At 51.0% G+C, this 13,065-nt stretch carries 5 protein-coding genes; 1 reads left to right on the top strand and 4 read right to left on the bottom strand.

Features of this window, described 5'->3' with window-relative positions; all coding sequences use genetic code 11:
* Positions 1–5,780, bottom strand: a 5,780-nt coding sequence (locus tag BWI93_RS05125) for a hypothetical protein (protein WP_141217358.1), incomplete at its 3' end; no start/stop codon positions are given.
* A 747-nt stretch (positions 5,781–6,527) separates the two neighbouring features.
* Here BWI93_RS05125 and BWI93_RS05120 point away from each other — a divergent pair.
* Positions 6,528–6,809: a hypothetical protein gene (locus BWI93_RS05120; RefSeq protein WP_094809073.1), complete on the top strand. Its 282-nt coding sequence runs from the start codon at positions 6,528–6,530 to the stop codon at positions 6,807–6,809.
* Between the two features lie 1,118 nt (positions 6,810–7,927).
* Here the strand turns inward: BWI93_RS05120 and BWI93_RS05110 are convergent.
* The 3 genes from BWI93_RS05110 to BWI93_RS05100 all read right to left on the bottom strand — a co-directional run bounded on the left by BWI93_RS05110 (position 7,928) and on the right by BWI93_RS05100 (position 12,720).
* Positions 7,928–9,595: a RagB/SusD family nutrient uptake outer membrane protein gene (locus BWI93_RS05110; protein ID WP_094809071.1), complete on the bottom strand. Its 1,668-nt coding sequence runs from the start codon at positions 9,593–9,595 to the stop codon at positions 7,928–7,930.
* 6 nt (positions 9,596–9,601) lie between these two features.
* Positions 9,602–10,528: a hypothetical protein gene (locus tag BWI93_RS05105; protein WP_094809070.1), complete on the bottom strand. Its 927-nt coding sequence runs from the start codon at positions 10,526–10,528 to the stop codon at positions 9,602–9,604.
* Between the two features lie 107 nt (positions 10,529–10,635).
* Positions 10,636–12,720, bottom strand: a complete 2,085-nt coding sequence (locus BWI93_RS05100) for a SusC/RagA family TonB-linked outer membrane protein (protein ID WP_094809069.1) — start codon at positions 12,718–12,720, stop codon at positions 10,636–10,638.
* Positions 12,721–13,065 lie beyond the last annotated feature (345 nt).

Here is a 13,065-nt window from a genome sequence, read left to right as displayed (position 1 = left end):
CCACCAGCCGTCTGATGCAGTACGACACTATAATTGCCCGTTGGCGTTACTCCAAAATCATACGCTCCGTTTGAACCTACGGCTACGGTCTTCACCGCTTGACCATTGGCATCTACCAGCGTTACGTATAGTCCCGTGGGGATCGGCTGCGTAGAGGTTGAATTTACTGTCACGTCCTTCAGAGCGTTGGCATCGTGGAAGACGTTACCCGTCAGCGTTACCGGTGAATAGCAGGCTTCAATCGGATTGACCGTTACATTGACGGGCAGTACCAACTGACATTTGGAAGTATTATCGGTAATGGTTACCGTATATAAACGGCCCGTCGAGGTCGTTACGGTTGGGTTGGCACTGAAGGGGTCGGAAAGTCCCGTCGAAGGGGCCCACACGTACGAGTAATTCCCCGTTGAGCTTACCGTTAACGGCATGGCCTTTGCCGAACCCGCACAAACGGCCAGATCCTGCGTCGTGGCAGCAATCGTATTGGTATTAACCACCACGACGACTTCCTTGAAGTTGCTACAACCTGTGGGCTGCGTGGTTTGCGTCAGGCGGTAGGTTTGCGTAGCCGAGGGCGTAATCACGGTTGAGGTAGCCGTCGGACTGGCCACACCCGCTACCGGGCTCCACTGCCAGGTAGTACCCACGGCCGGTGTTCCGGCTAAGCCTAACGTCGTGGCCCCCCCCTGGCAAATCGTGGTGTTGCCCGTAATTGTAAAGTCTGCGGGAGTATCAACCGTGACGGTTACCTGACTCGAAGACGTACAACCATTCGACGTAACGTTTACGGTATAAGTCGTCGTTGCCGTTGGTTTTACCGTAGGCTGAGCCACGTTGGCTGCTCCCACGATACCTGCACCCGTCCAGGAATAAGTAGCACCCGCAATAGCCGGCGTACCAATGACGGTGGATTGACCCGGACAAATCGTTACCGGAGCTCCGGCACCCGCCGTAGGCGTCACCACCACCTGATCCGTAAAGGTACAGCCATTGGCTAGCATAACCGCTACGGTATAGGTCGTACGCTGACTAACCGTAGCCGTAGGGTTCGCTGCTGTAGTGCTGCTCAAACCCTGAGCCGGAGACCACGTATAGGTGGCCCCAGTGGGTGCGGCTGGATTATTAGCCGATCCATACCCAATCGCTACCCCTCCGCTGCACTGCGTCTTATCCACCAGGCTTAAACCGGTAATAGTATTGACAGTAACGGTGATCTGATCGGTCAGCGGCGTATTACAACCGGGGTAACTTACCTGAACCGTATACGTAGTGGTAGCCGTCGGATTGGTAACCGTCGGATTCGCACAGGTCGTGCAACTCAGACCCGTAGCGGGTGACCACGCGTACTGAGCTAACGGTTCCGCCTGACGACCCAATGTTACAGGAACGCCCTGACAGGTGGTCACGCTTTGACCCGCGTATTCACCCGTAGCTGCGGTGTTTCGAAGCACTACGGTATCTGCATCCGTACAGCCCGACACGGGGTCCGTTACTTTCAGAATATACGTTTGAGGCGTAGAAAAAGCGAACTGCAACTGAGGCTGCGGCGAAGAGGCATTCGTGCCATTCGTCCAGGCGGCATTGGCTGGGGTCCAGGAATATACCCAGTTGGTCCCTGCCGGAGCGGGGGTACCCAGCGTAACCGTGGCTCCATTACACACGGCCCGGTCTCTGCCGGCATCGGCTACGGGAGCGGAGGCATTCACGCGTACCGTATCCGCCGTCCGACAACCGGAAGCCGCTTCGGTAACCTTTACGATGAAGGTTTGGGTCCGGGCTACGGTGGCGAGCGGATTGGCAATGTTGGGATTGCTTAACCCCTCGTCCGGAGTCCAGGCGTAGTTGAAACCAGCCAGCGGGCTATTGCCAATCTGTACGGGTACATTCGGACACGTGTATTTATCCGCAGCCGTAAACACGGGTAGCGACCATCCCGGCGGGTTGATCACAATCGATTCACTACAACTGATGGACGCATCGTACTTGTTGGTGATCGTGACTGTAATGGTGGCCTGCTGCGTGGAGGTAATCGTGACCGTAGCCGCCGTTGGGTTATCGACCAGATTGGCAGGACTCCACGAGAAGTTATAATTCGAACTGTTGCCAACGGTAGTTCCCAGCCGCAATACCGTACTGCCGAATACTTTCGGACAACCCTGATTAGACAAGGTAACGATGTCGAAATTACAGCTGTTACCCGAGCAAGGCTGGATCAGCACATCCGCTGTACAGGCAACTCCATTCAGGGTCGTCGTCCGGCGAAAACGGGTCACGCCCGCATTGCTTTTCAGGTACGCATTCTTCCCATTATTTGAAGTTTGAAGAATAACACCATCGCCACTGACGATACTCCAGGTGTAGGTTGTTCCCGGAGCATTGTCTTCATCCAGATGCGACGACCAGGCGGGACCACAAACGGTTTCATCCTGATTGGTGATCCGAGAATTGATCACCGACACCCGTACCTGATCGGTAAAAACACAGGCATCCTTCACGGCATTAACCGTATAATCAATGAAACCATTAGCTACGGCAGCCGTACCCGCACTAAATGTGGGATTGGCAACCTGAGAACTACTCAGGTACTGACCCGAAGTCCAGGTATAGGCAAAATTAGCATCGGCGGTGCCGCCCAGTTGAACCGATTGATTTTTACAAATGGTTTTGTCCGAACCGGCAAAGGCCACTGTGTTGCTGGGAGCCGCTACGGGCGTAACCGTTACTTCACTGGTGGTGGTACAAACCGTGCCATTTTTCTGCTTAACACTTACGGTCAATCGGTAGGTAGTAGCTACGCTAGGATTAGCAATGGGTTGAGCACAGGTGGTACAGCTTAAGGTACTCAGGGCACCGCCTGATACCACGCTCCAGGCGTACGTCACCGAAGAGCTGGCTACGGGAGCCGTCCCTAACTGTACGCCACCGCTGCCCTGGCAGACGGATTTGCTACCACCGGCATTCGCCACTGCGGGAACAACCGTTACCTGATCAATATCAAAACAACCGGCTCCGTCTTTGACTTGTAAGGTGTAGGTGGTAGCCTCCGTAACGGCGGGTGTGGTGAAGGTGGCCGTAGTGGCTACCGGTGAACCCGTCGACGTACTTCCGGCAAACCACTGGTAGGTAAAATTACCCGTACCGCCCGTGGCACTGCCGTTGAGAGCTACGGTATTGGCACCCGTACCACAAACAAACCACTGCGGGCCATTGGCACTAGCAATGGGAGCGGCATTGGCTCCGATCACTACCGAGGCTACGGGCGAAGTCGCGATGACTTGCTGATCGCAGACTTTGACCTGACGGCGGTAGTAGAGCGTCGTTTGAGAAGCCAGGGGCTGTAAGTCTTTGAAAACTTCGCCGGGCAGATCCTCCCAGGGGCCGTTGGCACTCGTGGCCTTTTGCCATTGGTAGAACACCTTGCCCTGGAACGTAGAGGGACTCGTCACCTCAACGGCACTACCCGTAATGATACCGGGAATTCCCAGGATACAGGCGTTTTGCGTGAGGGGTGAAAGGGTACTGGCAGAAGTCGTAAAGTTATCGGGCAGCCCTTGCGAATTGAACTTGGCAATCACTGCATCCGTACCTCCATTGGAACTAAACTGGTAAGAACCGGACGTGGCATGGCCTGCACTACCGGCGGGTACGTAAAACGCAATAATAGGATTACCCTGGGGATCGATGGCTAAAGTATTGTAGCGAGTAGGGCTAGTATTACTTTCCACCACCATTTCATCGGCTGCATTGCCCAGATACGTACCCCAGATGCGTTGACCAGACGTGACGTCAAAGCGGTTGATGACCAGATCTTCACCTCCCCCTGGCATGGGCTGATAGCTACAATCGCTGGCTAGTTCCCCGGTAGTTGTAGTGGTAGTCCCAGATACCAGCAGATTCCCCTGGGCATCCAGCCGGACTCCGGATAAATATGTATCACCCGCTTGGGCACCCAAGTACGTGCCTTGCTGATAAATGCCATTCAGATCAAAGCTGGCCCAAAAGCCGTCTCTGTTTGGATTTCCCAAGCTAGTACGAAAGGCATTTGCTGAAGCAATCCCTGTCGTACTACTCGTACCCCCTACGACATAGATACGAGCTCTTGCTTTATCCAGAGCGATACCGTGTATTCGGTCATGATCGGGTCCGCCCACGTATCTTCCCCAGATCCGGGTTCCGCTGGTCGGATTCAATTTCAAAATAAACCCATCTATGTTTTGTCGGATCTGTCCTTCAGAAACACCCCCAACCAGCTCCTTGTAATAGTTGGCTGTAGATCCGGTTCCTATAGAGGTCCCCGTCACATAAACGTTGCCTTCCGCATCCACCACTACCCCAGAGGAGACGTTTGGAGTAGTAGTGCTGTTTTCAAGAAAAGTGCCCCAGGCTTTCGTACCTGAAGCAGTATACTTTACTAGACAAGATGGATACGTATTTCTCGCAGTAGGACGAAACGTGCCCGGCGTGCCAAACCCACCTGGATTGTCTACTGCACTACTTATGATTCTTGCGATACCTACTACGTAAAACGCTCCGGTTTCGTCTACGGTCATGTGACTTGGAGTCAGCCAGCCCGTTGCGTCGCCTGCATAGGTGGTCCAGGTTCTGGCTCCGGTTGAGGCGTTAAATTTGGCAAAGTAACTGTTTGTTGTACTACCAATTCTAGTACTCTGATAAGCTCCTGGCGTGGCTAGACCATCGCTGTTAGAAGTTCCTGCTACATAAAGCTCTCCCTTACTGAACGCAACAGCGGTTGCTAGGTCACCACCAGATCCCCCAAAATACGTACTCCAGACCCGCTGCCCCTGGTTGTTGAATTTTGCAATAAAGGCATCGCTTGCTCCGGTCAAAGTACCCCATTGAGCACCCGCAGAAGCAATAGTATTGGGACTGGTCGTAACCCCCACAACGTAAACGTTTCCGCTGTCATCGTTTTCAATCGAATACAGGGTTTCATTACCGGTTCCTCCGTAATACGTGGCCCAGTCCAGATTCGGCGTGGGGTCAATGACCAGCGTTTGAGTTTTGTCGTAGGCGGGTACGTTGAAGGCGTACACATCCGAACCCAGAGCCTTGTAGTGCACGCGTACCGGCTTTTGATTCTGCTTGATCCAACTGGCGGGAATATTTTCCGACAGCTTGCCGTGGTTCAGGGACATGACGACCCGCTCGTTTTGCAGGGTGGTTGTTTTGGCCCCCTGGTAGCGAAGGTTGATCGTTGAGGCGTCTCCTCCCGGCCGAACGATGAAGTTGTACTCAACGGGCTTCTTCGTTCCCGGTTGAGCCACAAATTCCAGGTCAATGCCCGGATACACTTCATGATACGTAACCGACTGGAACTTACGGATATTAGTAAACGATCCGTGTTCGTTGATCACGTTGACGGGCTGGGAAATAGCCGGTCCGGTAGTCATCAAAGCGTTGGGGTTCGCCCCGACGAGTTCAACGTCCACGCGGTGAAACCCGGTCTTTTTCGAGGAACCCTTCTGAGCATACGTATCGTAGCTAAAGCCGGAAGGCCGCAACTGAACGTTGAGGCCGGGCATGTGGAGCAGATACTTAACGGCGGGATTAGGCTTACCCGTCTGGTCCAGAAACTGGCCCTTGTTTTCGGTAAAACCCGACCGGTCCTGTCTCAACCACCGGGCAGCCTGGGCCTGCTTGGCAGGCGGCGGGCTACTCTCCTTCAGCCCGTCCTGCGTCCCTCTGGGTTTCTGCTGGGCAGAGACCGAAAAGAGGGCCGAAGCGGTCAAGAAGGAAAAGAGTAATAGTTGTTTAACCATGAAACATTGATTTGAATAAATGATGTATAAATTGAAATTGGGGTGGATTCAGGCAAAAGCAATCGGTGATCAGAACACGGCGTACTGATTAGTTGAAGGAGTATGATAAGGGCACAAAGGGACCTGAAAAGATTACATCAAGGGTAATCTTTGGTGATAAGGGTATAGAAACAAACGGGAGTGTTTGAGGACTTTTATTTCAAGTCCGATGCATATGAATAGAATGGTCTGGTAAAATTCAACAGGAAATGCGTCGACCCATTTATTCAATGGGAAAGCAGCAATGCCTCTTTTTTCTGAAAAGAGGCCTATGGAAGAGTGCAGTCAAAAAATGGACTAACGAAAAAGAATAAGAGCGTAGCTGTACAGCTATCGAACCAGGGCAAGCCAGGTGGACACGATCCATAAGTAGCGGTTTAAACTAATGAATGCTTCGTTAAGGTGGATTAAGGTCTTCAACAAAAAGACTTGGCAAACTTATCTTTTATCTAGGGAAGCACAAATAGTATTTATTGAATACTTATGTAGTTTTACTACTACAAATTCACTCCGCTCAGTAAAAATTACCTGTTTTTTGGTAGAAATCCATAGTATTTAAACGTCCACCTAACATTTAGCCGGTCAAACCTAACCCCTTTATACAATAAACAGCTGCAAAATTTGTCATCGAATAAGTAGATAAACTTAAACCAGAGATGCCCTGGGCTTTCTTCCATAAATCAGGGGTTTTCTAATTCCTCATAACCGTTGGATAAAGGTTTTTTGACGGATACCATTCACGCCAAAGCTCCCTTTGATGTCACGCATTTTCGCAGCACCATTCCCCGTTTTACTCCCGAAAATCGAAAGATAAATACCGTTCTGGTTGATTTGCTACCATCCAATCACCATCCGATGGCCTTGACCAGACTGCTGGCTCAAAAAGCCTGGATTCTGCCCATTACAGCCATGACGAAATTTGATCAGCTTGAAAAAAACCTTGGTACGATTTATGTATCCTTAACGCCAAATGAACGCCACCCCTTGTAAACGGTAGTAGCCCAGAGCACAGTCAAAGGGCTTACTGCCCGACTAAAGTTGAACAGAAAAGCGGCCATTTAACGTATAGGATTACGTTAAATGGCCGCTTCAGTCAGGAAATTGCCCTAAATCGTAAACGAATGTTGCCGTCTGGTTGAACACACCCCGTTTCATTCGGACGTGACTGGTATCTTCGTATCGCAGCTTTGGTCCGACGAGTGGCGGCTCTGACGACTGAGTATGCTACTATAAAAGCCTATCTGTCATTACGGATAGGCTTTTTTATGTCCAGGTGACGCATGAACGACGTTCTTTTTCCCGCAAATTCATTCATGTAACTAAGTACGGTTTTCTTATAAGGAAAGGTGATTGATCGTACCTTCCATTAAAGGTTCATGTACCTGCGGAGTTTCAGAAAATACTTACTGAGATAGAATGAACCCGCCGCCATCTGGAAAGACCGTATTTTTCCAGAAAAAACAGCATCAAACTGGTCGATTCCTGGTTTTGGAATTCATAGACGTTATAAATGGATCGGGTTGAATCACTTGAAAAAATCCATACGATTCCGTATACGTTTCTGTATTTGTTCCGGGGCCGTCGCCAGTGACTCGTATTGCCCTTCTGATCATAATACCCTTGCTTCGAAAACAAATCGAACCCGAGCTTTGAGCCGGTATTCCGGTTTTGTACGGATCAGTGTTTCAATCTGTATACGGTTCAAAAAAGATCGCCATTGCGGCGTTCGACTATTTTTAGCTGACTGGAATTCAATACGTGTTGCTCGGGATCAGACAGGTTGACTTCCTGAAGATTACAAGTCGTGCGATGATCTGAGATGCGGATAAAGGATACCTTGCTGTGTTCTGTCCAACACTTCAGTACCGCATCATATAGGGGATAAGGATTCTGCGAAAAACCGTTTCCCGTCAGAAACAGGCAATTCTTACAAGTATAATCTACCCGGCTGATTTCCGCATCTGTTTCTAATGAATGGTTTAGCGTTGATGCTTTTATAGGGTTCGGCTGCCCTCCCGTGGCCAGATACAAAAATGACGATGCCCTACTTTTCCCAAACAACTCATGTAGGAAAAGTAGGGCATCGGTTCGAACCGATGAAAGCAACCTTAGTATCCCGGATTCTGAGCAAAGGCTCCCTGGTTTAGATCCAGAGCCCTTGTCGGAATGGGTCGCAGCAGTTTCGGCTGATTACCAGCCCCCATAAACGGATTGATGCCGTTATCAAACCACTTCCGTACGTCCTTGTTGTACATCCGGGCCCGGGTCATGAGGGTACCCGTCCGCTTGAGGTCGAACCAGCGGTGGTACTCACCCACCAGCTCGCGACCCCGTTCATCCAGAATAAAATCAAGGGTTACGTCCGAAGACTGAATTTGCATACTGGTTTCGGCTCCTGATTTAGCGGCCCGCTTGCGTACTACATTGATACGATCCGCGGCCAGAGCCAGATTACCCATTTTAAAGTACGCTTCCGCAGCCAGCAGGTACGTTTCTCCGAGACGGGCCACGAACAGATCCCGCGTGCTGGTATTGCTACCAAACTGAGCCGAGGGATCGTCGAACTTTTTCACGGAAGGCGTGTAATTATCTAGTACAACCGTGCGGCTGGCTTCCCAGAGCGTTCCTGAATACGGATACACCACGGCGTTATTTCGGCGAGTAGGGTCGGCGGCTTTCCAGGCCGCAATAGCGGCCGGACTGTTGGCCCATTTGGGTGGATAATAATACTTCACGTTCAATTGATTACGTTCCGTTCGACGCGTATAGTAATCGTAATACCGCTGGTAGAACTGAACCATGAACGTGGCGTCGAACCGAGCATCCGTTTCCGTAAACAGGTCGAACGTATACATCGTTGGACACAGGGTATAGGTTCGATACGGATAGCCCTCTACCCCACCCTGACCACCGAAGTACGGCCCAAAATAAGCCGCCTGCGTATTACCGCCCGAGTTGGCCGTGGGCAGCGAAGCGGCATCCCATTGAATGGAGAATAGAATTTCGGCATTCTTTTCGTTACCGGGGAAAAACACGTCTTCAAAGGAAAGCGTTAGTCCCTGACCCTGAATGGCCGCATCTGCGTAGGTCGCCGCCGTTTTAAAATCATCCGCCGTTCCAAAGCTTTCGTAGCCCCGCGTCAGGTGAATTTTAGCCAGCATGTGCCGAACCGCCCGCTTGGTGACGCGACCAAAATTGGGCGTCGTTTCGGGTACCAATTCCAGGGCTTCGGTCATTTCTTTGATGATAAAGGCGTACACCTCCTGAGCCGAGGCCCGCGAAAATGATTCCACGGGTTGCGTAAAACGGTCCGTTACCAGAGCTACGCCGCCAAAGGTTTGCACGAGCAGGAAGTAATCGTAAGCCCGCAGAAACTGAATTTCTCCCTTGCGGTTCGCCAGCGTTGACGTTGATGCCGTTTTATCGTTGAAGTACAGAGCCGTATTACACACCTGAATGGACTGGTAAACGTTGGTGTAAAAGTTCAGCACTTCGCCGTCATCCGGAATCAGGTTCTGGTATTCGCTCAGGCCCACGGGCTGCTGGCTGCGGCCTTCCACGTACATATCCGTTCCCGCACAAAATACCCAGGGCTGGCTGTACACCGATCGCATGGACGAGTACGCCGCATTGATGAGTTTTTCGTATCCTTCCGAAGTAGCGTAGTACTCGTCGGACACCATATTCGATTTATTTTCTTCCTTCAGAAAATCATTACACCCGCCAGCCGTCAGCATCAGACCAATCAGGAGGGCGGCTACTTTTATGGATTTCATGGTCGTTTAAAATTTGAGGTTCAGACCAAATTGATACGTAATGGTGCTCGGACCCGTGTTATTGATATTGCCCGTGGTGGTATTCGACACGTTAGAAGTCGTGGTCGGATCAATACCGCTGGCGTATTCAGGATCAAAGCCGTTGTACTTCGTCCAGACAAAAGGATTCAGCACGTTGGCGTACACCCGCAGGCTTTTCACACCGATTTTATCCACCAGCGTTGTCGGTAACGTGTAGCCTAATACGATATTCTGAACTTTCACGAAGGATACATCTTTGTAATAGCCGACGCCCGATACACCCGCCCAGTAAGGACCGATGTTATTCGGCATGGGATAGGTATTGGATACCCGGGAAGGCGTCACCTTATTATCGGCCATATAATAGTCTTCGTAGATTTTGTTCGTACCGCGATCGGAGTAGTTCAGGAAAATGCTGTGGAAGGCACTATACACCTGGGCTCCCTGGCGGGCAAACATCGAGGCCGACAGATCAAAGTTTTTATACGTAAACTGCGTCGAAAAGCCTCCCGTCCATTTCGGGTCTTTCTGACCAATGATGGCCCGGTCGTTCGCACTACTAATCTTGCCGTCATTATTCAAATCCTTGACGCGAGCCTGACCCGGTAACTGGCCATACTTAACGGCCAGTTCGCGTTCGCTCTCCTGCCAGATGCCGTCAAACACGTAGGTGTAATTTACGTTGATGGGTCGGCCAATAAACCACCAGTTTCCCACCAGATCTTCTTTCTTATCGAGCAGATCGACAATCTCGTTTTTATTCCGGGCGAAATTGAATGAGGTACTCCAGGTAAAGTTTTTCGTCGAGACGTTCACGGTCCGTAACGAAAACTCGATGCCCTTATTCCGTACGGATCCTACGTTGTCTTTAATCGACGACCAGCCCGTTTCGATGGGAATATCACGATTCATCAAAATGCCCCGCGAAATCTTGTTGTAGACATCCAGCGTACCAGAAATCCGACCGTTAAAAAATCCGTAATCCAGACCAAAATCCAGCTCACGGGTACGTTCCCAGGTCAGACCGGGTTGGGCAGTCGGCTGGGGCCGTAGCCCAGAGCAACCGTTCCACCATAATCGTAGAAGGTGGGATCGCTCAGGTTCATCTGGCTTTCGTACGCACTGATGTTGTTGTTGTTCCCCGCAATACCGGCACTCACGCGGAGTTTCAGATCCGAAATAAAGTTGGCTGATTTCAGGAAGTTTTCTTCGGACAACTGCCAGCCCACCGCCAGTGAAGGGAACGTTGACCACTTATGCCCTTCGGCCAGCTTGGACGAACCATCCCAACGCGTAGCCAGCGTAGCGAAGTAGCGATTTTTGAAGACATAGTTCACACGGGCCATGTAGGAAAGAATCGACACCTGCCGGAAGTAACTCGTACCCGACTGACGGTTGGTGGAAGAACCCAGGTTGTAGTACGAAGAGTTAAAGGGCAGATCATTCACTCGTAGTCCATCGCCTTCGAAACGGTCCTTCTGCATACTGAACAGACCCGTGAACGTAAAGCGGTGATCACCAAAGTTTTTACGGATGGTCGCGATATTGTCGAAGATGTAGGAAAGCGACTGGGCATTAGAACGCTGAGCATCGGGTAGAAGGCCATCGCCTACGCCGGTCAGCGAACCCCAGTACCGACCGTTCCGCTCGAAATTTACACTCGGCGAAAACGTCGAGCGTAATTCCAGCCAGTCATTCAGAGCATACTGCAAATAGAGATTTCCGACCCCGAACAAGCGGCGGTTGTTGTTCTCGGTATTGGGAATTTCCAGCAAAGGGTTTACCGTACTGGTAAAACTCGAAATGGTTGTGGAATTGGGTACCGGAATTTGTCCGGGCCGGAACATCAGGTTGCCATTCGCATCGTAGGGACTGAAAATCGGAGCCATGTTGAAGGCATTCCGGACGGCGTCATCACTACCCCGCTCAATGTCCGAAAGTGAGAAGTTAACGCTCATTCCGGCCGACCAGTGGTCATTCATCCGGCCATCCACGCTGGCTTTGAAGTTGTACCGATCCAGACTTTCCTGCAAAAGGTTACCTTTTTCTTTCTGGTAACCCGCACCAATCAAATACTGCACGGTATTTTTTTCACTCGCTCCTGAAATGGTCAGCCAGTGGTTCATTTGCGTACCCGTCCGCAGTACTAAATCCCGCCAGTTGGTATAATCACCATTGGCTACACGTTGTTGCACCACTGGGTTTCCCAGGCTACCGATGGTGTTATCGTAGTTAGTTCGTCCGGCAATGAGTTCGGGAGAGATAAACGTGTTTTGGCGATACTCCCACCATTCGGGACCCGTCATGAAGTTCGGCATCCGGGCCACTTCCCGAATCCCCACGTAACCGTCGTAGGAAATCGTCGTGCGACCTTTGGCACTTGAACCGCCCTTGGTCGTCACCAGAATTACCCCATTGGAACCTCGTGAACCGTAGATAGCCGTTGAGGCGGCGTCTTTCAACACGTCCATTTTGGCAATGTCCTGTGGGTTGAGAAAGTTGATATCGGGAACAATAACGCCATCCACTACGTACAACGGCTGCCCACCCGCCAGGGAGTTCTGACCCCGAATCTGGACGGAATAACTCGCTCCGGCCCGGCCCGAACCGGCGGAAATATCCACCCCGGCAATCTGACCCTGAGCCCCTTGCAGCGGACTTACCGTACCCCGATCGGCGATCGTTTTTCCTTCAATACTACCTACGGCGGTGGCTACCTCCGCTTTTTTCTGGGTGCCGTAACCCACAACGACCACTTCCGAAAGAGCTTTGGAATCGGCTTTTAATACGACGTCCAACACCGATCCGGCTCCTACAGCGACTTCCTGTGGCGTATAACCTACGTAAGAAAAAATGAGGGTAGCTCCTTCTTCACTGAAGGTGAGTCGATACTTTCCTTCTTCGTTGGTGGTGGTTCCCTGCTGCGAGCCTTTTCGAAGAATGCTCACGCCGGGTAAGGTGGCTCCGGTTTCATCCGTAACGGTACCCGTGAGGGTTCTGGATGTCTGAGCCTGACCGGTCAGGCTCAGCAACAGGAAAAAACCAATGGTGCAAGCCTGCAGGTATTCATACAACCTGCGGCGAGTAGGTACGTGTTTGTTCATAATCAGCGTAGTTCTGAAGTCGTATTAGGAATACGGTGAGAAGGTGGGGATCGAAAGACCCTTCGATACACAAGACGTAATTCATGTGACTTATCCAGTAAAAAATTTATTTTTTTTAGAATAATTTTTGTCTTGGTACGACCTACATGGTTCAAAGTGAGATATAGGCGGTTAAGCATCTGCTCAAAACCATCGTATATTTTATTCAAGGACAGTACTGTTTTCGTCCCGCTGAGACGGTTGGTCATTTCGTAATGAAGTTTGCTAGATTACCGGACCACAACTTCGTCCCGCTGAGGCGGCTGGTTTTTCAGTCCGTATGCATTCCATGCCGGCACGCCCACC

It is taken from the genome of Siphonobacter sp. BAB-5385 (genome assembly GCF_002261125.1).
GTDB lineage: Bacteria > Bacteroidota > Bacteroidia > Cytophagales > Spirosomataceae > Siphonobacter.
The sequence above is the reverse complement of the archived record's forward strand: the minus strand, read 5'-3'. Positions and strand labels throughout refer to the sequence as shown.

Coding starts and splice junctions, on each gene's coding strand:
- BWI93_RS05100 (WP_094809069.1), bottom strand. CDS start 12,720: ATGAACAAACACGTACCTACTCGCCGCAGGTTGTATGAATACCTGCAG.
- BWI93_RS05110 (WP_094809071.1), bottom strand. CDS start 9,595: ATGAAATCCATAAAAGTAGCCGCCCTCCTGATTGGTCTGATGCTGACG.
- BWI93_RS05105 (WP_094809070.1), bottom strand. CDS start 10,528: ATGAATCGTGATATTCCCATCGAAACGGGCTGGTCGTCGATTAAAGAC.